We start from the raw sequence: 20,947 nt of genomic DNA on the forward strand, positions 1-20,947 counted from the left end.
CCTGGAGCGCCCTGCACGGGCTGATCGTCCTGTCCCGCGGCGGCCGACTCCCCGCCTCAGGCCGCGAGGCCCGCCTGACGCTGCTGCTCGACCAGCTCAGCGCCACCCGCTGACCCAGCCACGTACGATCAGTCGTTCCACACGGCGGCGACCTGGGACGCCACCTCCAGGCCGTGCCGGCGGCCCGCTCGGGCGGCCGGAGCGCGGCGGGCGGGGTCCAGGAGGGAGCTGACCGCGCGGCGGCCTATCACCGCGCGGAACTGCTCCGCGTCCGGCTCCACCAGCGCCACCCGGGCCTCGTCGCCCAGCTCGGCGACCTGCTCGTGGACGCCCTTCATCACGCCGCCGCCGCGGACGACGGGGGCGATGACGACCACCCGGTCGTACCCGGCGGCCGGCCGCTTGACCGAAGTTGGCCATGACTCGTTGCATAAGATCACCTGTGATCGGATCTATAGTGATCAACAGAATTCGAGCCCGCGGATTCTAAGCTCAGGCGGCACGCCGCGTAGAGGCTGATCTCCGAGTCCACGCCTGTGATTTTTCCTGGTCAGCCGCCCGGTCATGAGCGTAATCGCGACGACGGTCAGGTGTGCCTCGCTATGCGACGGCTTGCGTTCGAAGTCGACCACGTTGCGACGAGCGTTTATCAGCCACGAAATCGTCCTCTCGACGATCCAACGTCTCGCGAGTACTTTGAACCCCGTCTGACCAGGCCGTTTAGTCACGATCTTCAAAGTGAGGCGCAGGAAGCGGCGAGCCCATTCCACCAGCGTCCCGGCATAAGCGCTGAGACATCGTTCATAATCGTGTCGCGAGGAGACCGCACACCTGACCCTCGCTCATCAAGGGCAGCCCACGTCCGTGCGATCGCGTGCCCGCACGGCCGATAAAGCGTCGACCCGGCGCTCGCGAGGCCGAGGGCGGCGGCGCGGCGATATCCCCCGATGGCACGACACCGCAGCGCGACTACCGGCGATCGTCAACGAGGTCGCCGAGCTGCTCGATCTGATCACCCTTACCGCCGGCTACGACATGTGAGCGGGCGTTTGCCGCTTGGTGGCCGGGCGCAACGGCCGGCTCATGCTCCCCCTTCTCGCGGCGGCGCCCGGGGCCGCCCGAGGAGATCTCACTCTTGGGTAGCCCTCGTTGAGCGGCCTACCGGGCGCGGGCTCGTTGCCGGTCGTTCTGGAGGACACGCCGCCGGCCTGAGGCGAGCCATAGCAGAACATGGGACACACGCTGGACCTCTACGTGTTCCCCGTTGGGGGTGATGACGGCAGACTGGAGAGAGACCACCACATACGGCTGACCGCAGCAGTCTGGACCACCGGGCGTGGCCATGGCCGAGCCACCGCGCCCGCGGAAGACAGGGCAGCGAGGCCAAGAGGAGGTCTTCCATGCACAGGATCACCAATCGACGGCGACTGGCCCGCGCCATTGGGGCGGCTGCCGTCACACTGCTGGCCGTCTCCGGTTGCGGGGGCGGTGCGAGCGCACCTGAGGCTCCTCCCGCCCGCCAGGCGACCACGTCGCCTGCCGAGCAGGGAAGCATGATCAACGTGACGGTGAACGAGTTCTCTTTCGTGATGGCCAAGCGAGACCTCGCCGCCGGCACGTACACGTTCATGATCGACAACGTCGGAAGCGTGCCCCACGCGATGGCCCTCGAGGGACCCGGCGTGGGCACCCAACAGTCTGACGTGGTCGACGGCGGCAAGAAGACCGCCTGGACGGTCACCCTCCAGCCCGGCACCTACGAGGTGTGGTGCCCGGTGGGAAACCACCGCGCCCAAGGCATGGAGACCACCCTGACCGTCAAGTGACCACTGCGGGCACGGCTCGGCGCGACCCGGCGCCCCGTCCGGCACGGACGCGCTGGCGGGAGCTACCGGGCATCGCGGGTGACCGCGCGGACCGCCGAGTAGGCGGCGGCGCTCGGGTGGAGCGGCGGCAGCTGCCCCGGATGCGGTGTCTGAAGGTTGACCATGGAAGCGGCTCCTTGTCGTGGCGAATGGGGGTCAGGGGCGAGGCGCGGTGACGGCCAGCGGCTTTCAGAGCGGCGTAGTCCTCCCGAGCAATCCAGCGGATACGCTCCAGCCGCAGCCATTCGGGCGCGTGCTCACGCAGCCCACCCCTGAAACCCGAACCCGTCGGACGTACGCCACCCGGCCTGGGTCGATGGGGCGGCCACGTTCTCCCATGCCTTGCGCGGTGAGGTGCCGGGCTGGAGGGTCTCCTCGACCGTCAACGTCAGCCCAAGCCTGGCGGCCAGGTTCCTGGTGAGCTCACGCGTCACCTGTCACCGCGGCCTGGTGGACGGGTGTTCAGTCGCCGCTGCCGACGACGTCGACGTGTACCTGCCACAACTTTTGCGGAAGCGCACACCAGGGCGGGGTGTGCAGGCAGGCGTAGTCGGTCGCAGTGCTGACGTCGGCGGAACCGGCGGTGCCGGTGCGGTACACCTCGAACAGCGGCTGATCGGTCGGGTATCCGCCGCGGGTCAAGGCTTTCACGAGGGCCGGTCCACTGACGGCGGTCGGGCGGTACGCCGCGGGGAGGGAGATGCCGAGGGTCTGTCCGATGCGGAGAGTGATCGTCTTGCCGTTGTCGGCCTCGGTGAGCGTGACGCTCGGCTCACCGGTGATGGCGTTGTTGATGCAGCTCGCCGTCGGGGTCGGTCCAGTGCCGGTGACCAGCATCCCGAAGGTGATCGAGGCCCCCGGGGCCAGTTGTCCGTTGTAAGCCGCGTTCACCGCGGTGACGTAGGTGGCGGAAGTGGTGCCGGCCGTGGCGACGATGGCGTTCCATGCGGACACCACCGACTGGCCGCTGGCAAGGGTCACGTTCGCCGTCCACCTGGTCGCGGCGGTGGCGGCGGTGTTGGTGATCGTGACGGTCACGATGCTTCCCCCGGCGTACTCTCCGTCGACGCGCGCGGTGGCGGCGCACCCGGCCGATTGGGCGGCCGCCACCACGGTGCCTCCGGCGATCGCCGGTGTGGCGAGCATGGTCAGCAGGCCGACGATCGTGCTCAGGCCCAAGGTCATCCGTCTTGTCCAAGCCACGGCTATGCACCTCTCAGCGCAAGCGAGACGGCGCCGACCCAGGCCGAGACACCGCACGATGGGATTCCGGCAGACGCATCGTCAACGGTGACCTTGTTGGTGTCAAGGATCGATGAATCTTTCAGAAATCGCCCACCCGCGGCTCGCCCCTTGAAACCGGCACCTACCGCTCTGACGTGCACGTTCGCTCTGCCGCGCAGGAGAACGTGGCTGGGTCGTGTCACGTGATCATGCGACGAGGTCTCGGAGCCAGATCCGGATCGAGACGACATCGAGGGTCGCGACCGGCGGCGCGGGCGGCGTCCAGCAGATGCAGCTCGTAGGAGTCGAGCACGGCCCGGGCGTGACCAAGCAGGGTGAGCGCGTCGTCGACGTCGCCGGGGCTGGCCGTGGGGCCGTGCGGGTCCAGCCGCGGGGCTTGCAGCGCGAGCGCGACGCGCTCGACGGCCGCGTCCATGGCTCAGGCGTCCTTTCGCCGCCCAAGATGCCCATGCGTTGCAGGGCTTCCCGAACATCCTCGCTGAGCTCCTCGGGAGGGCCTTCACCGCCGGCCATGACACGGTCGGCCTAGGGGGCTCCGCGATGACGATCAATCCATAGGCAGGATCAAGGACGTGACGGGGTCGGCGGTGACCGGCATGCGCTCGGTCTGGCTGGACCGGCTCGGTGCCGGGCCGCCGCCCGCCGGTTTTCCCCGCATCACCTCACTTGCTGAGCTGGCTCGGCTCCTGAAGGTCCCGTCGGGGCACAGGAGGAGCTGATCCGGCTCAGCCGCGCCTGCGCCCTAGCGGACTATGGCGAAGACCGGGTTGGAGTAGAACCAGAGGTCTTCCCACGGGTTGGCCTGGCCCGGCACGTCGATGGCGGGCCCGGCCGGGTCGACGTCGGCGCCGAAGTAGCCGGGCGCGCTGCGCTTGCCGTCGGTGCCGCGCACCCGGACGTAGAACGAGTTCTCGGCGGTGACCTCGTGCTCCAGCGTGATCGTGCCGCTGAGGCCGGAGACGTCCCAGGACTTGACCACGCGGCTGTCGGGGGCGCGGAAGGCGGCCCGGTCGGCGGCCGGGCCGGTGACCGTGCCGAGGATCAGATCCACGCGGGCCGCGCGCGGCACCAGGCCAGTGGCGTTGGGCCGGTCGGCCAGGTCGACGGTGACCGTCACCTTGACCTTCCCGCCTCGCCGCACCCGCTCGGTCCCGCCCATCGGGCTACGGCCGAGCCGCAGGTCGAGCCCGGCGATGAGGTCGCCGAAGCAAACCCACATGCGGCCCGCCCGCATGGCGTCCATCACCTGCCGGTAGCCGAAGCTGGTGGCGCCGACCCAGGTCTTGTTGTACGCGCCGGGCGGCAGGGAGCTGTATTCGCTGATCGGCCGGCCGGCGTTGACCGGGTCGGGGAAGCGGCCGGTGCTGTTGAAGGTGTCGCCCCGGTCGTTGTAGGGGATCGAGTCGTAGCCGGTCTGGTTGAGCGGATCGACCGGGTTCTTTACCCAGTCGCCGCAGCCCTGGTGGCCGTCAGAGGTGGTGGTGATCCACCACGGCCGGCCCTCGGCCAGCATGCTGTCCCACAGCCCGCCGACGGCGGCGGCCATCCAGTCGAAGCCGCCCCAGGTCCGGTAGGCCTCGGCGGGGTAGCCGCGGAAGGACCAGTTGCCGGGGCTGGAGTCGTACAGGCCGCGGCCCCTGGCCATGCCGGGGGCGGGCAGGCCGGCCGCCTGGTGACCCGGCGCGCCCTCCATGCCGATCACGATCTCGGGCGCGGCGTCCCGCCAGGCCCGCGTCTCGGACGGGGAGTTGATGCCCAGCCGGGCGGGGTGGTTGGGGATCACGAGCGCATCGTCGATCCGGCCGCGCCGTACGGCCTCGCGCAGGAACTGGACGGCCTTGACGGCCAGCTCCTCGTTGGCGGGGGTGCCGTCCCTGGTGCCGTTGACCCTGGCGTCGTGCTTGGTGACGAACTCCTGCAGGAAGGCGGCTTCGTTGCGGCCGGGGGCGAGCATCAGCGTGGTGTGCTCGCCTGCCGGAATGTTCCACTCCAGCCCGGTGAAGATCAGTAGGTGGTCGCCGTGGCGCTCCCTGGCCGTCCTGATGTCGGCCACCAGCGGGTTGACGCTGTGGGTGGCGAAGGGCACGTTGCCGTGGTCGGTGATGGCGATCCAGTCCAGCCCGCCCGCCACCGCCCGCTCGGCCTGCGCGGCGACCGGGTACATGGCGTCGTTGCTGTACTGGGAGTGCAGGTGGTGGTCGCCGGCCAGCCAGAGGTAGCCGCGGCGCCGCTCGGCGCGCCTGGCCGAACCGTGGGCGGCTGTTGCCGGCCCGGCCAGCACCGTACCCGCACCGACCAGGCCCACGCCCGCGAGGAGCGCTCGTCGATCCTTGTTCACGTTCACGGATCCCTTTTCCAGGATCAGAGGGGAAGGGGACAACCTCAGAAGCGAGAACCCCTCATGAACAGCGGAACATGCACGTTTAACCTCCGGTATCTATCGTCGCGACCATGAGGATCGCCCGCTTACTTCCGCCGCTCATCATCCTGCTGATCGGAGTGGGCCTGCCGCTCCCCGCGCACGCCGCCTCCGGCACCTTCTCCGGCACGTTCTCCGTGCTGGCCTACAACATCGCCGGGCTGCCCGAACCGATCTCCGGCGGAGACCCGGCCACCAACACGCCCCTCATCGGGGCGCGGCTGGCGCCGTATGACATCGTGCACATCCAGGAGGACTTCAACTACCACGCCGCGCTCTACGCCGCCGACGACCACCCGCACCGGACCCCGACCAGCGGCGGCGTCCCCTTCGGCAGCGGCCTCAACACGCTGTCCGACCTGCCCTACGACGCCGACGACTTCGAGCGCGTCACCTGGGACACCTGCTCCATCGGCTCGGGCGACTGCCTGACCCCCAAGGGATTCACGTTCATGCGCGTACGGCTGGCCACGGGCGTCTACGCGCACCTGTACAACCTGCACACCGACGCCGGGACCGAGAGCGGCGACCTGGCCGCGCGGCGCGCCAACTTGCTGCAACTGTCGGCGTTCATCCAGACGCACTCGGCCGGACACCCGGTGATCGTCTACGGCGACACCAATACCCGCTACACCCGGACGGGTGACAACATCCGCGACCTGCTCGCGCAGAACGGCCTCACCGACGTGTGGGTCCAGCGCGTACGCGGCGGCACCCCACCGGCGGCGGGTTCGCCCGCGCTGACCTGTGACGACGCGGCGGTGACCAACGAGTGCGAGGTGGTCGACAAGATCCTTTACCGCGGCGGCCCCTATGTCACGCTGACCGCCACCGGCTACGACAACGACAATGCCTCCTTCCGTGATGCGGCAGGCGCGCCGCTGTCCGACCACTACCCGATCACCGCGTCGTTCTCCTGGGCGCTCAACCCTGCGTTCCAGCTCAGCGACCAGTTCGGCGGCCCACACGGGACGTACTTCACCGACATCGTCCCCGTCCGCGCCCGCGCGAGCGCGATCTCACTCAACGCCGGCTCGCGCGTCGACCGGATCGGGCTCACCCTGCAGGACGGCACCATCCTGGCGCACGGCGGCACCGGCGGCACGGCCACAACGCTGACGCTGGGCCCCGACGAGTACGCCTCCTCCCTCCAGGTGTGCCGCGGCGTCAGGAACGGGCAGACGCGCATCTTCTCCGCGCGTTTCACCACCAATCTCGGCCGGACGCTCGCGGGTGGCTCCACCACCTCCGACTGCACCACGTTCACCGCTCCGGCGGGCCGGCAGATCGCGGGGTTCCACGGCCGCTCCGGCGCCGAGCTGGACAAGGTAGGCGTGATCTACACGCAGCGCTGACCCAGGGACCCGATCAGCGGGGCGGAAGACGTCAAGTCGAACCCGCCCACATGGGCCAGGTAGTCCCCCCTGACCTGGCGGACATCGAGCCACTGGTGCGCGAGGTCGTGAGCTGGTCCGGCATGAATGAGCGCCGCCTGCGCATCGTCGTCAAGAAGCACCTCCCCGGCACCCTCGCCGCTTCTTCATGATGGTGTCCCTTCGGAGTCCCGGCCGAACCGGTGGTACGCACGACGGCGGGAAGCGCCTGCCGTTGGGCGGTGCTCCGCCGTGTGGACCGTCAGTTGGGGTTCCCTGGGCACGCGGGGATTGAGCCGAGCCGGTCAACGAAGGACGGATCGGTGATGGTGGTCATGGCGGTGTGCTCCTCGAAAAGTGGGGATCGCTGGTGGAAGGCATCAGTCTGACGGCCTTGGTCATGCCCGTCAGTTCGGCCAGCGCGTTGGGGAACATCAGCTGGGCCATGACGGGCAGGACCTTGTGCTTCCAGTGCGGCTTGTCGCGCAGGTCGGCCAGCGACGCCGTGGCCAGGCCGATGAAGCGGGCCACCTTCTGCGCCTCCATGACCTGCACGATGGTGCGGGTCCCGTCGGTCACAGGAGCTGCTGGGTGACAAGGCGGCCGATGCCGCCGGTCGCGCCGAGGACGGTGACACGCATCAGGGGGTTCCTTGCGGTGAGGGTCAGAAGCTGTAGGGGCCGAAGCGTCCCCAGGCCACCAGGGCAGCCAGGATCAGCAGGACGGCGTTGAAGGCGATCGCGCCGGGTTCCTTGCGGCGGGCATGGGTGATCGCGGCCAGCACCATCACCACGACCAGGCCGGACGCGGCCAGCGGGGTCAGCACGGGGGCGATGCCGGTGGCCGCGGGCAGGATCAGCCCGAGAGCGGCGGCGAACTCCACGATGCCGATGAAGCGGACGGTGGCCTGCGAGAAGTCGGCCGTCCAGGGCAGCTGGCCGACCAGCTTCTCCTTGGGCTGGGTGGACTTCATGACGCCGGCCATGGCGAGCATGGCGGCCAGCACGGCCTGCAGGATCCACAAGAAGACGTTCACGTACGGATTCCTTGGCAGAGGGGGACGGGGGCGGGAGGGAGCGGATGCCCCTCCCGGGAGCGGGGTGGGCCGGCCGGTCAGGCGTTGAAGATGGCCTCGGATCGGTCGCGGTTTTCGTGCAGGTCCCAGTACAGGGGGCGATCTGCTCGGGCGTGGCCGCCGGAAATCCCGCCGGGCCGTTCCCGCCGATCCAGACGTTGATCGCCACGTGGGCGGCGTGCACGCCGCTGCCGGCCAGTTCCTTGTTCAGGTTGATCACCCAGTTGCGCAGAGCTGCTGCGGCCGCGTTGACGTTGCCGAACATCGGCACCGGGTCCACGGATCCGCCGCCGGTGGTGAACAGCAGGGTCCCGGCACCGGCCTCCCGCATGGCGGGCAGTACCGCCTGGGCCGCCGTGACGGCGCCGTAGAAGTTGTACTCGATCTGCGGCTGCAGATTGTCCACCGTGACCTCCGAGGGAGCGGCCAGGGTGAGGCCGGGCACGGGGGAGTGCGGGGCCGGAGAGTACTCCAGTACGTCGATGCCGCCGAAGCGGGCCTTGGCCGCGTCCAGGGCATCGGTCAATGAGGGGCGGTCGAGGATGTCGGCGGGGAACGCGGCGGCCGTGATGCCTTCCTGGCCGAGCTGGGCGACCAGCGTTTCCAGCTTCTCCTTGGTACGGGCGATCAGGGCGACGTCGAAGCCGCGGCTGCCGAAGGTGCGGGCGATGGCCAGGCCCATGCCGGGGCCGGCGCCGACGATGGCGAGAGTGGGCACGTGAGATCTCTTTCCGTGAAGCGATGGATGTCAGGAGCAGGCGATGGCGATCTTGCCCGGGGTGCTCGCGCCGAAGGCGGCGAACGCCTCCGTGGCCTTCTCCAGCGGGTAGCTGGCGGTGACCGGCACCCGCAGCGCACCGGAGACGACCTGCTCAGCCAGGGCGGTCAGAGTCGGAGCGGTCGGGTCGGCCATGATCGTGTGGACGGTGACGTCCGGGCCCTTGACGGCATCCTGGGTCAGGCCGGTGGTGGAAGCGATCCGGCCGCCGGGCCGCACCAGTTCGGCGAGCTGGGCGCCGTCGCCCGCCAGGTGCAGCACCGCGTCCACGCCGTCCGGGGCGATTCGGCGGACCTGGGCGTGAAGGTCACCGGTGAAGTCGACCACGTGGACCTCTGCTCCGGTCAGGCCGGTGACGAAGTCGGTCTGCGTACCGGGGCGGGCGGTTGCGATCACCTTCGCGCCGCGGGCGGCGGCGAGCTGCACGGCCAGCGAACCCACCCCACCGGCGGCCCCTGAGATCAGCACCGTCTCGCCCTCGGCCAGGGCCACCGCGTTCAGGCTGTCCACGGCGGTCGCGCCGGCCACGCCCAGCGCGGCCGCGTCCGCCACCTCAAGGCCCGCGGGGATCGGGGCGACGCCGTGTCCGGCGGGCGCCGTGACGTACTCGGCCAGCGACCCGGCGCCCAGGTACGACCTCATCACCACACCGAACACCGCGTCGCCGACCGCGAAGCCCTCCACGCCCTCACCGAGCCCCTCGACGGTGCCCGCGAAATCCTTGCCGAGCACCAGCGGGAACCGATGCTCCATCAACCCCTGCAGATAGCCGGCGGCGGTGGAGACGTCGATCCCGTTCAACGAGGCGGCGGCCACCTTCACCAACACTTCCCCGGCCTCCGGGCGGGGAGTGTCCACCTCGGCCACAGCCGGGGTCGAGGGGACGGATTCGAGCGTTATGGCACGCATGAGCTGCACCTTTCGAAAACGGAACGGCCTGCCCAGTTCCGTGGTGCAGCCTAGCACCAAAGTGGGTAGGTCGTTCCAGTTGGGTAGAGTGGGGGTCATGACCTCGACCGCAGAGCCCGACTCGCCCGCCGACCGCCAGCCCGAACCGGGGCTGCGCGCCGACGCCGAACGCAACCGCGAGCGCATCCTGGCCGCCGCCCGCCGCCTGTACGCCAGCGACGGGCTCGGCGTCTCCATGGCCTGCATCGCCCGCGAAGCCGGCGTCGGCAAGGCCACCCTGTCGCGCCGCTTCGCCACCCGCGAAGAACTCATCAACGCCGTCTTCGCCGACCGTATGGACGCCTACGCAGCCGCCACCGCCGAAGCCCTCGCCGACCCCGACCCCTGGCACGGCTTCATCGGCTTCATCCAGGCCGTGTGCGCCATGCAGGCCGCCGACCGGGGCTTCGCCGACGTGCTGGCCATGACCTTCCCGGCCGCCAAGGCGCTGGAAGGCCGCCGCGCCGAGGCCTACGACGGGTTCCTCGAACTCATCGCCCGCGCCCAGGCCGGCGGCCACCTGCGCGCCGACTTCACCTCACAAGACCTCGTCATCTTGCTGATGGCCAACGCCGGCGTCGTCGCCGCCACCCAAGACGCCGCCCCCGACGCCTGGCGCCGCCTGGTCGGCCAGATGCTGCGCGCCTACGCCACCCCCGGCACCGACCTCCCACCGCTGGAGCAGGCTCCTGCACACACCGCGCTGTACCGGGCCATGCTCCGCCTCGCCCGCCCCGCCACCGGTGGGGACACCGAGCGAACAGACAGCCGTTGACGATGCCAACGATCATGATGGATGTCCCGTGCCCATGTGCCGGACTCGGACAACGCGCCGGTCATCCCGTGCCCCCGCCTCGTCATCGGCGCTCTGCGGGGTCGCCGTAGCAGGGGGTATTGGCCTCCCAGTACTAGTGGAACGATGAACCGGGGTTAGTGTCACATGATTTGACACACCATCTCTGACCAGGCCAATCTTGCGTTGTGGCGGATTCTGAAGGTGTGGCGTTCCTGCGGTCGGATGTTGGCCGGTTCTGCGGCGAGATCGCCGATCTGGCTCCTGCGATACGGCTGGCGCGGCTGGCGGAGTTGCGGGCGATGCTGGATGAAGTCACCTCGCAGGCGATGGCTGCGGCGATGGCGGACGCGCAGGCCGAGGGGTGGGGGCTGCGCCGGATCGGCAAGCACGCCGGGGTCTCCCACGAACAGGTCCGGCGGATGCTCGTGCCGTCCGAGGCGCAGCCCCGAAGCCGGCCGCACCGCCTCAGGTGAAGCGATGCGAGCCGGCGGGCCGCAGCCGCCTTGCGCGCTGGTCTGCAAATAGAGCGCATCCGCGCGGGGTGGCGGCGCGCAGCCCGCGGGGGAGGACGGTGCGGTGCCCCTTTCCTCAAGGGCGCTCGGCTGATCTTCGGCGATCAACCGGCCAGCGCCTGCAGCAGACGCTCCCGCTGTTGCTTGGTCAGTCCGCCCACCCGGCGCTTCTGAGCCACCCCCGACACGGCCATCAGCGCCGCGACCCTCGCCGGCCCGTAACCAGGAACCGCTCGGAGAACCTGCGCTATCCGAGTCTTCTTCACCAGTTCCTCGCCGCTACGGCCGAATACCTCCGCCACGCTGGCCGTACCGGACTTCACCCCCGCCAGCAGCGCGCTACGCGCCGTGCGATGGTTCGCCGCCGACCGCGGCGGTGTAGCGGCCGACGAGCAGGGGAGTGACGTCCCGGTCGACGAGCCAGGTGAAGGCGTGACCGCCCCCGTGGGCCCGCGCGCAATCTGGTGCCCGTACAGACGCAGAGTGGCGTGGCCATTGACGCGATGCCAGCCGGCCGCTCGGTCACATGCCGGCGATGAGCTTGTCCACCCGCTCGTCGACGCTGCGGAACGGGTCCTTGCACAGGACGGTGCGCTGGGCCTGGTCGTTCAGCTTGAGGTGCACCCAGTCGACGGTGAAGTCGCGGCGCTTCTCCTGCGCCTTGCGGATGAACTCGCCGCGCAGCCGCGCCCGGGTGGTCTGCGGCGGCACCGACTTGGCCTCGAAGATCTTGATGTCGGAGGCCACCCGCTCCACCGAGCCGCGGCGCTGTAGCAGGTAGAACAGGCCCCGCTTGCGGTGCACGTCGTGGTAGGCGAGGTCGAGCTGCGCCACCCTGGGCGACGACAGCGGCAGGTCGTACTTCTTCCGGTAACGCTCGATGAGCTGGTATTTCGTCACCCAGTCGATCTCCCGCGCCACCAGGTCGAGGTCGCCGGTGTCGACCGCGCGCAGCGTGCGCTCCCACAGCTCCAGCACCCGGTGCGCGATCGCGTCGCCGCCGCGCCGGTCGACGAAGTCCTTCGCCTTCGACAGGTACTCCTGCTGGATCTCCAGGCTCGACGCCTCCCGGCCGTTGGCCAGGCGCACCCGCCGCCGGCCGGTCATGTCGTGGGAGACCTCGCGGATCGCCCTGATCGGGTTCTCCAGCGACAGGTCACGCATCACCGTGCCCGCCTCGAACATGCGCAGCACCAGATCGGTCGCGCCGACCTTGAGCAGCATCGTGGTCTCACTCATGTTCGAGTCGCCCACGATCACGTGCAGGCGGCGGAACCGCTCGGCATCACCGTGCGGCTCGTCACGGGTGTTGATGATCGGCCGGGACCGGGTGGTGGCCGACGACACGCCCTCCCAGATGTGCTCGGCCCGCTGCGAGACGCAGTAGACGGCGCCGCGCGGGGTCTGCAGCACCTTGCCCGCCCCGCAGATGATCTGCCGGGTGACCAGGAACGGGATCAGCACGTCGGCCAGCCGCCCGAACTCGCCGTGCCGGCCCACACAGTAGTTCTCGTGGCAGCCGTAGGAGTTGCCGGCCGAGTCGGTGTTGTTCTTGAACAGGTAGATGTCGCCGGCAATGCCCTCCTCGCGCAGCCGCTTCTCGGCGTCGACGAGCAGGCCCTCCAGGATGCGCTCGCCCGCCTTGTCATGCGTGACCAGCTCGATCACGCTGTCGCACTCGGGCGTGGCGTACTCGGGATGGCTGCCGACGTCCAGGTACAGACGGGCGCCGTTGGGGAGGAAGACGTTGCTCGACCGGCCCCAGGACACGACCCGCCGGAACAGGTACCGGGCCACCTCGTCGGGGGACAGCCTGCGCTGGCCCCTGAACGTGCACGTGACGCCGTACTCGTTCTCCAGGCCGAAGATGCGACGATCCATTGCCTCACGCTACTCCCCCATCACGGTCTCGCCCAGGTCGTCCAGGTGGTCGGTGAGGACCTGGTGGTCGGCGTCGAAGGGTACGAACGCCGGCCGTCGGATCCGGCGTTTGGAACAGCGGACTCACTTGCCTGACGTGCCTGACAGACCTTCAAGCAGCTGACCAGATATTTCGCTTGACTACCCAAGATAACGATGGCCTCAGCCGCCTTCTCCAAGGCCGTCGCCCGTCCCGGTATGTCAAGATATCGATAACGGTTTTCATTCTGTTTTTGCGGAAGGGGAGAGCCCGTGTCCACTCCTGTCGTTCTGGTCGTCGGCCTGCACGGTGCCGCCCGCGCGGCCGTCGTCGACCGGCTGCTGGCCGATCACCCCGGAGCGGCGGCGGTTCGTCACGGGCCGGGGGCCGGTCGCGAGGACCTGACGGCCGAGCTGTGCCGTCTGGCCCCGGCCGCGGCGCTCCTGGTGGTGGACGTGTGGGATGCGGGTGAGCCGCGCGCGGTCGCCGAGGCGATCGCCGGGGGCGGGCTGCGGCTGACCGGGGTGCTCGCGGCTCTGGATGCCCGGCACATGCCCATCGACATCATCCGCGGCGACCGCCTCGAGGCGACGGAACCCGGGCAGGGGCCCGGGCCTCACGTGGCCGGCGTGCTGGCGCGGCAGATCGAGTACGCCACCTGCCTGGCCCTGGTGGGCGGCGACGCCGAGGACGTCGAGCTGGCCGCGGCGGTCCTGGCCCACCTGGCCCCCTGTACTGCGGTGCACCATCTGCGCGACGCTCTCCCCGGCCTGGCCGGGCCGGCTCTGTGCCCGCGCGAGCTGGCCGCCCGGGTCGATCCCGGCACGGCCCTGCTGCCGTGCGACGCCCAGACCGGCGCGGTCGTCACGGTCGTCTGGCGGCGGCTGCGCCCGCTGCATCCGGCACGCTTGTACGCCGCCGCCGGGGAGCTGGCCGCCTGCACGGTACGCGGCCGGGGCCGTTTCTGGCTGGCCAGCCGGCATGAGCGGATGCTGGCCTGGGACGCCGTGGCCGGCCAGGTGACGGTACGCGACGCAGGTCTGTGGCTGGCCGCGCTGCCCGAGACGGCCTGGGACATGCTCGGCCCGGCCCGCCGCGCCGGCGCCGCTCTCGACTGGAACCCGATCACCGGCGACCGCGTCCAGCACCTGGTCTTCACCGGCCCCGACCTGGACCGCGATCACATCCACACCCTGCTGGACTCCTGCCTGCTCACGCCGGAGGAGGCGCTGGCCGGCTCGCGGGTGTGGCGCGGCTACGACGACCCGTTCGCCCGCAGCGCCGACACGGACGCTGTCGTGTCGCGATGACCTGGCGAGAGGGCGCGGATCGAGGCGGTGGCGGTCCGCCGGCCGCGGATCGTTCGGATGCTGCTCAATCCCCGCCTCCAACAGGCTAGGCGCGGTTCACCTGCGGTGACGTGCTTTCACCTCCAGCGGGGGCGGCGGGCGACGTAGACCACCGCGGGTGGCAGGTTGCGCCAGACCGTCATGCTGGTCACGACCTCTTCGAACTCCGCCCGCAGGTCACCGAGCAGCCGCCGGGCCGGGCCCGCCCTGCGCGTCCAGTTGTAGGCGAACTGCGTGCAGACCCCGGCGGGGGCGAGCGCGCGGGCCATGGACTGGATCAGGGGAGGCTCCCCGGCGTAGGCGACCCACGGCAGGCCGCTGACCATGACGTCCACCGGCCCGATGCCACGCCCGGCGAGCAGTTCGGGCAGGTGGGTGACGTCGTCGCACACCACCTCCACCGACGGGTACGCCTGCGCGATCCCCGCGGCGAATCTCTCGTTGAGCTCGACCACGACGTGCCTGCCGCGGCCGGCCAGCCGCCGCTGGATGGCCGAGGTGAAGGCGCCCGTCCCCGCGCCGAGCTCCACCACCACCGGGTCACCGCGCTCCGGGACGCCCACCACCATACGCTCCGCCAGCCACGCCGAGCTCGGCGCCACTGAGGCCGTACGCAGCGGCGATTTGACGAACTCCCACAAGAACCGGCCACGGTCGAGGTAGCGGCGCCCCTGATCGATTACCACAGTCGATACCCCCGGCCAGATCCTGCCGCACCGAGGACAAATGTGACATAACGTGCAGAGAGCTCGGAGATGAACATCAACGGTCGTCCACCTCCCCTGTGCGCGCGAGGGGCAGCGGCCGAAGAAGACCGCCAGCTGGGCGCCGAGGCCGCGGTCTGGGTCTTGATCGCCTGGCTCACCCGGGATCCGCCGTTCGGCCGAGGCGATCGAGAAGGATATGGACGAACGGCCGATCTCCCGTACCCCGTCCCGGGCGCGAGGCTGGTCGGCATGAATGACGTGCTTGTTGGACGGGCCCTGGTGAAGAGGTTCGGGCAGACGGTCGCCCTCGGCGGCGTGGACATCGCGGTACGGGCCGGGGAGGCCGTGGCGATCATGGGGCCGAGCGGGTCCGGCAAGTCGACCCTGCTGCACTGCCTGGCCGGGATCATGAAGCCGGACGCGGGCGAGGTGCACCTGCTCGGGCAGCGCATCGACGCGATGGGGGAGCGCAAGCGCAGCGCGCTGCGCCGTACCCGCTTCGGTTTCGTCTTCCAGTTCGGCCAGCTCCTGCCCGAGCTGCCCGCCGAGGAGAACGTGGCGCTCCCGCTCATGCTCGGCGGTGTGCCCAGGGCGCAGGCGGTACGGCAGGCGCGCGAGTGGTTCGCGCCGCTCGGCCTGCACGCGATGGAGTCCAGGCGGCCGGGCGAGCTGTCCGGCGGCCAGGCGCAGCGGGTGGCCATCGCCAGGGCGCTGGTGAGCAAGCCGGCCGTGGTGTTCGCCGACGAGCCCACGGGCGCCCTCGACCAGCGCACCGGTCACGACACGATGCGGCTGCTGGTGGAGGCGACCAAGCACAACGGCGCCAGCCTGATCGTGGTGACCCACGACCCGCACGTGGCCGGCTGGTGCGACCGCACCGTCGAGGTCCGCGACGGGCAGCTGGTGAGCGGGGTGCGTGCGTGAACCTCGCACTGACCTGGCGCCTGCTCAGGGGCGGCGGGCGCCGCGGCATGCTCGGCACCTGGCTCACGCTCGGGGCGGTCGCCGTGTCCACGGCACTGCTGCTGTTCGCAGTGGCCGCCAACTTCGCCTTTCAGGCCAGGGCCGATCGCGGCGCCTGGCGCAACCCCGTCCCGGCCTCCTCGGGCGCGGTGGCGATCGAAGCGTCGCGCACGGATGTCGTCCGCGACCAGACGATCACCGTCGTCGACCTGGCCGCGCTGGGTGAGGCGCCCGATCCTCCGCCCGGCCTGCCCCGCTTCCCTCGCCCCGGCGAGGCGTGGCTCTCGCCCGCTCTGGCCGAGCTGGCCGGCCGGCTTCCCGATGACGAGCTCGCCGCGCGTTTCCCGCGCCAGGTAGGTGTGCTCGGTGACGAGGCGCTGGTGTATCCGGGTGAGCTGGTCGCGGTCGTCGGCCACAAGCCGGACGCCTCGGAAATGACCGCGTCCCGCGGCAGCGACTCGATGGTCGATACGGGGCCGGTCAAGGTCGCCACCCTCGACGGACAAGCGAGCCAGGACGCGAAGCTGTACCAGACGCTCGCGGTCATCGCCAGCGTGCTCATGGTCGTGCCGCTGCTCATCTTCGGGGGCGCGGCGGCCCGGCTCACGGTGGCCCGGCGCGACCAGCGGCTGGCCACGCTCCGCCTGGTCGGCGCGACGCCCGGCCAGGTGGTGGGGATGACCGTGGCCGAGGCGGTGATCGTGGCGCTGGCCGGCGCGCTGGCCGGGACCGTCGCCTACGCCCTGGCCGCGCCGCTGCTGGCCAGGATCGAGATGCAGGGAGGCCCCTGGTTCGCCGCCGACGTGTTCCCGAACCCGCTGGTCATGGCGGCGGTGCTGGTCGCCGTGCCGCTGCTGGTGGGCCTGTCGGCGGTGGCCGGGCTGCGGCGGGTGGTGGTCAGCCCGCTGGGAGTGGCCAAACGCGAGACACCGCCCGCCATGCGGTTCGTCAGGGTGATCGCCCTGCTGGCGGTGCTGGCCGTCATCCCACAGCTGTCGATGAACACCGGCATCGCGATCATCGGGGTGGCGCTGGCGCTGGCGTTCCTGGGCGTGAACCTGGTGGGGCCTTGGGTAGTCGGCATGATCGGCCGGATCACGGCCGGGCTCGCCCGCGGCCCCGTGCGGCTGCTCGCCGGCCGCAGGCTCGTGGACGACCCCCGCTCCGCCTGGCGGACGGTGAGCGGGGTGGCGCTGACCGGGTTCGTGGCCGGTTTCCTCGGACTGCTCAGCCCTGCGGTGCTCGACGGCGGGACCGCCGGGCCGCCGGAACTCCGCGTCACCGCGCCCGCCGGGCAGGTTGAGCAGGTGAGCGAGCAGGCCCGCGAACGCCTGCGCAAAGCCGGTGTGACGGCGACCGTGAAACCCGCGCAGAACGTCGTGGTCGCGGCCCTCGACGGCTCCGCTGACGCGGCCACGGTGGACCGGGCCCGCACTGCGCTGGCCGGGCTCGTTCCCGGGCGCACGCCCACGACGCAGGCTGCCGACGATCAGTCCGCCCTGCAGTTCCTCGCCGACATCCGGGTGGGCACGAACGTCGTGCTGGCGGTGTCGTTCCTGGTGGCCATCACCAGCTCGGGCATCACCGCCATGTCGTCGGTGCTGGACCGGCGGCAGACGTACGGACTGCTGCGCCTGGCCGGCACGCCGCTGGAGGTGCTCGACCGGGCCCGCAGGGCCGAGACGCTGATCCCGCTGACGGTGATGGGCGGCGGCGCGATCCTCGTGGGCGTGTTCTGCGCGCTGCCGTTCATGTCCGGTGTCACGTCCGGCGGCGTCGGCTCGGTGGGCGCGGCCACCCTGGGCGGATGCGTCGTCGTGGGGTTCGCGGGCGTGATCGGGGCGGGTGCGCTCAGCCGCCCGCTCCTGCGAGCGGTCACCGCCGACCCGGCTCCCCGCCCGGACTGACGCCGTCGCGTTCGATGCGGCCGCGTTCATCGACCATGGCCTCCTGCCAATCCTCGGGTACCGCGTGCACGAGGGGACCGTCTCGGTTGGGTCGCAGAAGGCGGCCTCGGAGTCGGCGTAGCGGTCCAGCGGAGCCAGAGCGTCCATCACCGGCTGGAAGGCGGTGTTGTTGGCCTCCCAGTACTAGACGGGCCGCCACGCCGGATGCGCCCTGCAGCCGCACGGGCCCGTTTGGAGTCGTGATCACGTGGCCGGAAAAGGATTGGACGGGATGATGCTCGGGCTTGTAGCTTGCAGTTGATCGTGACACCGCCCGAGGAGGTGAGACCCATGAACGCTGTATCGATGTGGGTGCTCCCCCTTCCCGTCACGGTCGGGCGATTGACGTAGGTGTCGCCGGGAGCGCCTCGCCAACAAGGCACTCCCGAAAGGCAACACCTATGCACTCTCAGCAGGTCACCGCCGAGCCGCCGTCGAACGACAGGGTCGAGCGTGACTCCACGGTGGGCGACGTCCCCGGAGTTCTCTGGTCGCCGGCCTCCGGCGCCGATCGCGCGCCCCTCATCTTCGATGTGATCATTGCCGGTTGCGGGCCGACCGATGCTGGCCGCCGAACTGCGGCTGCACGACGTGCGGGTACTCGTTCTGGAGAAGGAAACCGAGCCCAAGTCGTTCGTCCGCATAGTCGGTCTGCATATCCGCAGTCTCGAGCTGATGGCAATGCGCGGACTGCTGGAGCGCATTCTCCAGCATGGAAGACAGCGTCCGGCCGGCGGTTTCTTCGCCGCCATCCCCAAACCCGCGCCCAAGGGCCTGGATTCCGCGCACGCCTATCTGCTGGGCATCCCGCAGCCGGTCATCGAACATCTGCTTGAAGAACATGCGATCGAACGGGGTGCGCAGGTCCGGCGCGGTTGCGCGGTCGCCGGTTTCGAGCAGGACGACGAGGGTGTGACCGTCGAGCTGGCCGACGGGGAACAGCTGCGTTCGCGCTACCTCGTCGGCTGTGACGGCGGGCGCAGTACGGTGCGTAAACTGCTCGGTGTCGGCTTCCCCGGCGAGCCCTCGCGGACCGAGACGCTGATGGGCGAGATGGAAGTGGGCGTGCCGCAGGAGGAGATCACCGCCAAGGTGACCGAAATCCGCGAGACCCATCAGCCATTCTGGCTCCGGCCCTTCGGCGAAGCGGTCTACAGCGTCGTAGTCCCCGCCGCGGGAGTCAGCGACCGCGCGGAACCGCCCACCCTCGAGGATTTCAAACAACAGCTGCGCACCATCGCCGGAACCGATTTCGGCGTGCACTCCCCGCGCTGGTTGTCCCGCTTCGGGGATGCCACCCGGCTGGCCGAACGTTATCGGGTCGGGCGGGTGCTACTGGCCGGCGATGCGGCCCACATCCATCCACCCATCGGCGGACAGGGCCTGAACCTGGGCGTTCAGGACGCTTTCAACCTCGGCTGGAAACTGGCCGCACAGATCCGCGGCTGGGCGCCGGAAACACTGCTGGACACCTACCAGGCCGAACGTCATCCGGTCGCCGAGGACGTGCTGGACAACACCCGCGCCCAGATGGAACTGCTGTCCACCGAACCGGGCCCGCAGGCCGTGCGCAGGCTGCTCACCGAACTGATGGACTTCGACGAGGTGAACCGCTATCTGATCGAGAAGATCACCGCGATCGGCATCCGCTACGACTTCGGCGAAGGCCCCGACCTGCTCGGCCGCCGCCTGCGCGACATCGACGTGAAACAGGGCCACCTCTACGGTCTGCTGCATCGCGGCCGGGGCCTGCTGCTGGACCGCACCGAACGCCTGACCGTCGGCGGCTGGTCAGACCGGGTCGATTACCTCGCGGATCCCACTGCGGTACTGGATGTTCCGTGCGTCCTGCTACGCCCCGACGGCCACGTGGCCTGGATCGGCGACGATCAGCAGGACCTGGACGACCACCTCTCCCGCTGGTTCGGCAAGCCCGCCAACTGATTTCGCCTGAGCAACCGAAAATGAATGCGAACACGCCTGTCTCGGGTACAGATCATGGCGGGGACTGGTTCGTGTGGTCATCCGGCGACAGCAGCACGACCGGTGTGCCGGAACCCTCCTTGACGTAGTGGAAGCGAGCGAGCGGCGTGTCGAGGAACAGCGCGTTCGCCGGCGGCCGGTAGCTCGCCACCGCGGGGCGGTAGCCGTACGCGCCACAAAGGGCGGCGCTGATAGGCAAGGTGAGGATCAGGCTCAGGACCACGAGCGTGCGAGGCCTCATGGATGCTCTCCGTTCTGTGGGATTCCACCAGAAGGAGGCGAACGAGTCGCGGGAGGTTCCTCACGACTGCCACGCTTTGCGGAAGCTCCGGCGGGCGCGGTGCAGGCGGGACTTGACCGTGCCCTCCGGCACCTGGAGCAGCCGCGCCGCTTCGTCCTCCGGCAACCCCTCCAGGTCACGCAGGACCAGCACCGCCCGATGCTCCGGTGACAACCGCAGGCTCCGCAAGTTCCGGAAGATCGCGATCAGCGTCTCCTGGACGGCGTCGCGCCCGTCGTCGAGCGCGATGGGCCCGCAGATCCGGCCGAGATACGGCGTCAGCTCGCTCAGCAGGTCGTTCATGGCCATCGTGTCGCCGCTTTGCGCGGCGCGTACCAGCTCGGCGCTCATCGCCGCGTGACCCGGGCCTCGAGCCTGGCCAGAGCCTTCTCACCGGCGGCCCGCACGCCCAGGGGAACCAGTGCCGCTCGGCCGGGCACGCGGACTCCTCCGGTCTGGGCGACCAGGGTTCCTTCCGGTACGGCCACCGCCGCGACGCCGACGATCAGGAACCTGCTCTGCATCCAGCACCAGCCGGGCCGCAGCTCGACGTCGAATCTGGCACGCATCCCGTACCTGCTTCGCGCCGTGGCCACCAGGCGGTCGCTCCCGTGCCCGGACACGACGGTCAGACGGCGCATGTCCGGCTCGAAGGTGCCGAACTCCTCTTCCAGGGCATTCACCACGGACCAGACGTCCTCGAACGGGGCGGGGATGACGCGTTCAGCCACGTACGCCCCGGGGATGGCGGAGGCGAGCACCCGCAGCCTCCGTACCGGATCCAATTCAGCAACAGGCCAAGTCATAG

General features: G+C 70.2%; 24 protein-coding genes and 2 pseudogenes. 11 read left to right on the forward strand and 15 right to left on the reverse strand.

Annotation, left to right across the window (positions count from 1 at the left end; translation table 11 throughout):
- Positions 1 to 128: 128 nt before the first annotated feature.
- Positions 129 to 440 (reverse strand): hypothetical protein, encoded by a 312-nt coding sequence (locus tag ACTWPT_RS46090; RefSeq protein WP_443183882.1) that lies wholly within the window; start codon positions 438 to 440, stop codon positions 129 to 131.
- 424 nt (positions 441 to 864) lie between these two features.
- Here ACTWPT_RS46090 and ACTWPT_RS46095 point away from each other — a divergent pair, with 424 nt between their 5' ends.
- The gene (locus ACTWPT_RS46095) at positions 865 to 1,041 is read left to right on the forward strand and encodes a hypothetical protein (RefSeq protein ID WP_443183883.1); all 177 of its coding nucleotides are present in this window, start codon (positions 865 to 867) and stop codon (positions 1,039 to 1,041) included.
- A gap of 359 nt (positions 1,042 to 1,400) precedes the next feature.
- Positions 1,401 to 1,826, forward strand: coding sequence for a cupredoxin domain-containing protein (locus ACTWPT_RS46100; protein WP_443183884.1), 426 nt, complete (start codon positions 1,401 to 1,403; stop codon positions 1,824 to 1,826).
- Positions 1,827 to 2,122: 296 nt separating this feature from the next.
- On the opposite strand, the gene ACTWPT_RS46105 is transcribed toward ACTWPT_RS46100, so the two are convergent.
- The 3 genes from ACTWPT_RS46105 to ACTWPT_RS46115 all read right to left on the reverse strand — a co-directional run bounded on the left by ACTWPT_RS46105 (position 2,123) and on the right by ACTWPT_RS46115 (position 3,525).
- Entirely contained in the window at positions 2,123 to 2,299 is a 177-nt protein-coding gene (locus ACTWPT_RS46105) for a hypothetical protein (protein ID WP_443183885.1), read from the reverse strand.
- A 28-nt stretch (positions 2,300 to 2,327) separates the two neighbouring features.
- Positions 2,328 to 3,050, reverse strand: a complete 723-nt coding sequence (locus ACTWPT_RS46110; RefSeq protein WP_443183886.1) for a cellulose binding domain-containing protein — start codon at positions 3,048 to 3,050, stop codon at positions 2,328 to 2,330.
- Positions 3,051 to 3,288: 238 nt separating this feature from the next.
- Complete coding sequence (locus ACTWPT_RS46115) at positions 3,289 to 3,525, reverse strand: hypothetical protein (protein ID WP_443183887.1); 237 nt, start codon at positions 3,523 to 3,525, stop codon at positions 3,289 to 3,291.
- Positions 3,526 to 3,682: 157 nt separating this feature from the next.
- On the opposite strand from ACTWPT_RS46115, the gene ACTWPT_RS46120 reads away from it, so the two are divergent.
- Positions 3,683 to 3,829, forward strand: coding sequence for a hypothetical protein (locus tag ACTWPT_RS46120; protein ID WP_443183888.1), 147 nt, complete (start codon positions 3,683 to 3,685; stop codon positions 3,827 to 3,829).
- Positions 3,830 to 3,852: 23 nt separating this feature from the next.
- On the opposite strand, the gene ACTWPT_RS46125 is transcribed toward ACTWPT_RS46120, so the two are convergent.
- A complete protein-coding gene (locus ACTWPT_RS46125; protein ID WP_443183889.1) occupies positions 3,853 to 5,448 on the reverse strand; it encodes a PHP domain-containing protein in 1,596 nt (531 codons plus the stop codon).
- Positions 5,449 to 5,561: 113 nt separating this feature from the next.
- Here ACTWPT_RS46125 and ACTWPT_RS46130 point away from each other — a divergent pair, with 113 nt between their 5' ends.
- Positions 5,562 to 6,884, forward strand: coding sequence for a jacalin-like lectin (locus ACTWPT_RS46130; RefSeq protein WP_443183890.1), 1,323 nt, complete (start codon positions 5,562 to 5,564; stop codon positions 6,882 to 6,884).
- Between the two features lie 50 nt (positions 6,885 to 6,934).
- Complete coding sequence (locus ACTWPT_RS46135) at positions 6,935 to 7,075, forward strand: hypothetical protein (RefSeq protein WP_443183891.1); 141 nt, start codon at positions 6,935 to 6,937, stop codon at positions 7,073 to 7,075.
- 160 nt (positions 7,076 to 7,235) lie between these two features.
- Here the strand turns inward: ACTWPT_RS46135 and ACTWPT_RS46140 are convergent, their stop codons facing one another.
- The 4 genes and pseudogenes from ACTWPT_RS46140 to ACTWPT_RS46155 form a co-directional block, all read right to left on the reverse strand.
- Entirely contained in the window at positions 7,236 to 7,481 is a 246-nt protein-coding gene (locus tag ACTWPT_RS46140; protein ID WP_443183892.1) for a hypothetical protein, read from the reverse strand.
- An 85-nt stretch (positions 7,482 to 7,566) separates the two neighbouring features.
- Positions 7,567 to 7,938, reverse strand: coding sequence for a DoxX family protein (locus ACTWPT_RS46145; protein WP_443183893.1), 372 nt, complete (start codon positions 7,936 to 7,938; stop codon positions 7,567 to 7,569).
- A 262-nt stretch (positions 7,939 to 8,200) separates the two neighbouring features.
- Positions 8,201 to 8,659, reverse strand: a pseudogene (locus ACTWPT_RS46150) (SDR family NAD(P)-dependent oxidoreductase); the annotation flags it as partial.
- A 66-nt stretch (positions 8,660 to 8,725) separates the two neighbouring features.
- Complete coding sequence (locus tag ACTWPT_RS46155; protein WP_443183894.1) at positions 8,726 to 9,664, reverse strand: NADP-dependent oxidoreductase; 939 nt, start codon at positions 9,662 to 9,664, stop codon at positions 8,726 to 8,728.
- A 97-nt stretch (positions 9,665 to 9,761) separates the two neighbouring features.
- Here ACTWPT_RS46155 and ACTWPT_RS46160 point away from each other — a divergent pair, with 97 nt between their 5' ends.
- Positions 9,762 to 10,478, forward strand: coding sequence for a TetR/AcrR family transcriptional regulator (locus ACTWPT_RS46160; protein WP_443183895.1), 717 nt, complete (start codon positions 9,762 to 9,764; stop codon positions 10,476 to 10,478).
- Positions 10,479 to 10,684: 206 nt separating this feature from the next.
- Positions 10,685 to 10,972 carry a hypothetical protein gene (locus ACTWPT_RS46165; RefSeq protein WP_443183896.1) on the forward strand — a complete coding sequence of 96 codons (288 nt, stop codon included), beginning with the start codon at positions 10,685 to 10,687 and terminating at the stop codon, positions 10,970 to 10,972.
- Between the two features lie 143 nt (positions 10,973 to 11,115).
- On the opposite strand, the gene mihF is transcribed toward ACTWPT_RS46165, so the two are convergent.
- Positions 11,116 to 11,493, reverse strand: coding sequence for an integration host factor, actinobacterial type (mihF, locus tag ACTWPT_RS46170; protein ID WP_443183999.1), 378 nt, complete (start codon positions 11,491 to 11,493; stop codon positions 11,116 to 11,118).
- Positions 11,494 to 11,533: 40 nt separating this feature from the next.
- Positions 11,534 to 12,892: a Pup--protein ligase gene (gene pafA, locus ACTWPT_RS46175; protein WP_443183897.1), complete on the reverse strand. Its 1,359-nt coding sequence runs from the start codon at positions 12,890 to 12,892 to the stop codon at positions 11,534 to 11,536.
- A gap of 291 nt (positions 12,893 to 13,183) precedes the next feature.
- Here pafA and ACTWPT_RS46180 point away from each other — a divergent pair, with 291 nt between their 5' ends.
- Positions 13,184 to 14,221, forward strand: a complete 1,038-nt coding sequence (locus ACTWPT_RS46180) for a GTP-binding protein (RefSeq protein ID WP_443183898.1) — start codon at positions 13,184 to 13,186, stop codon at positions 14,219 to 14,221.
- A gap of 116 nt (positions 14,222 to 14,337) precedes the next feature.
- Here the strand turns inward: ACTWPT_RS46180 and ACTWPT_RS46185 are convergent, their stop codons facing one another.
- Complete coding sequence (locus ACTWPT_RS46185; RefSeq protein WP_443183899.1) at positions 14,338 to 14,946, reverse strand: class I SAM-dependent methyltransferase; 609 nt, start codon at positions 14,944 to 14,946, stop codon at positions 14,338 to 14,340.
- Positions 14,947 to 15,216: 270 nt separating this feature from the next.
- On the opposite strand from ACTWPT_RS46185, the gene ACTWPT_RS46190 reads away from it, so the two are divergent.
- The 3 genes and pseudogenes from ACTWPT_RS46190 (at position 15,217) to rox (ending at position 19,820) form a co-directional block, all read left to right on the forward strand.
- Positions 15,217 to 15,891, forward strand: a complete 675-nt coding sequence (locus ACTWPT_RS46190; protein WP_443183900.1) for an ABC transporter ATP-binding protein — start codon at positions 15,217 to 15,219, stop codon at positions 15,889 to 15,891.
- Positions 15,888 to 17,837, forward strand: a complete 1,950-nt coding sequence (locus tag ACTWPT_RS46195) for an FtsX-like permease family protein (RefSeq protein WP_443183901.1) — start codon at positions 15,888 to 15,890, stop codon at positions 17,835 to 17,837. The genes ACTWPT_RS46190 and ACTWPT_RS46195 overlap by 4 nt, the downstream gene beginning before the upstream one ends.
- Before the next feature lie 563 nt (positions 17,838 to 18,400).
- Positions 18,401 to 19,820: pseudogene (gene rox / locus ACTWPT_RS46200) on the forward strand (rifampin monooxygenase).
- Between the two features lie 52 nt (positions 19,821 to 19,872).
- On the opposite strand, the gene ACTWPT_RS46205 reads toward rox, so the two are convergent.
- Genes ACTWPT_RS46205 through ACTWPT_RS46215 form a run of 3 tightly spaced genes read right to left on the reverse strand, consistent with a single transcriptional unit; the run spans position 19,873 to position 20,900 of the window.
- Positions 19,873 to 20,100, reverse strand: coding sequence for a hypothetical protein (locus ACTWPT_RS46205; RefSeq protein ID WP_443183902.1), 228 nt, complete (start codon positions 20,098 to 20,100; stop codon positions 19,873 to 19,875).
- A gap of 60 nt (positions 20,101 to 20,160) precedes the next feature.
- Positions 20,161 to 20,490, reverse strand: coding sequence for a sigma factor-like helix-turn-helix DNA-binding protein (locus ACTWPT_RS46210; protein ID WP_443183903.1), 330 nt, complete (start codon positions 20,488 to 20,490; stop codon positions 20,161 to 20,163).
- On the reverse strand, positions 20,487 to 20,900 hold the full coding sequence (locus ACTWPT_RS46215) for a hypothetical protein (RefSeq protein WP_443183904.1): 414 nt from the start codon (positions 20,898 to 20,900) through the stop codon (positions 20,487 to 20,489). Before ACTWPT_RS46215 ends, ACTWPT_RS46210 begins: the two co-directional genes overlap by 4 nt.
- Positions 20,901 to 20,947 lie beyond the last annotated feature (47 nt).

Source organism: Nonomuraea sp. 3N208 (assembly GCF_052245935.1).
Taxonomy (GTDB): domain Bacteria; phylum Actinomycetota; class Actinomycetes; order Streptosporangiales; family Streptosporangiaceae; genus Nonomuraea.

Excerpts from the sequence above, each read along its gene's own strand:
- ACTWPT_RS46100 (WP_443183884.1), top strand. The coding sequence starts at position 1,401 with ATGCACAGGATCACCAATCGACGGCGACTGGCCCGCGCCATTGGGGCG.
- ACTWPT_RS46110 (WP_443183886.1), bottom strand. The coding sequence starts at position 3,050 with ATGACCTTGGGCCTGAGCACGATCGTCGGCCTGCTGACCATGCTCGCC.
- ACTWPT_RS46115 (WP_443183887.1), bottom strand. The coding sequence starts at position 3,525 with ATGGACGCGGCCGTCGAGCGCGTCGCGCTCGCGCTGCAAGCCCCGCGG.
- ACTWPT_RS46130 (WP_443183890.1), top strand. The coding sequence starts at position 5,562 with ATGAGGATCGCCCGCTTACTTCCGCCGCTCATCATCCTGCTGATCGGA.
- ACTWPT_RS46135 (WP_443183891.1), top strand. The coding sequence starts at position 6,935 with ATGGGCCAGGTAGTCCCCCCTGACCTGGCGGACATCGAGCCACTGGTG.
- ACTWPT_RS46155 (WP_443183894.1), bottom strand. The coding sequence starts at position 9,664 with ATGCGTGCCATAACGCTCGAATCCGTCCCCTCGACCCCGGCTGTGGCC.
- ACTWPT_RS46160 (WP_443183895.1), top strand. The coding sequence starts at position 9,762 with ATGACCTCGACCGCAGAGCCCGACTCGCCCGCCGACCGCCAGCCCGAA.
- pafA (WP_443183897.1), bottom strand. The coding sequence starts at position 12,892 with ATGGATCGTCGCATCTTCGGCCTGGAGAACGAGTACGGCGTCACGTGC.
- ACTWPT_RS46190 (WP_443183900.1), top strand. The coding sequence starts at position 15,217 with ATGAATGACGTGCTTGTTGGACGGGCCCTGGTGAAGAGGTTCGGGCAG.
- ACTWPT_RS46205 (WP_443183902.1), bottom strand. The coding sequence starts at position 20,100 with ATGAGGCCTCGCACGCTCGTGGTCCTGAGCCTGATCCTCACCTTGCCT.
- ACTWPT_RS46210 (WP_443183903.1), bottom strand. The coding sequence starts at position 20,490 with ATGAGCGCCGAGCTGGTACGCGCCGCGCAAAGCGGCGACACGATGGCC.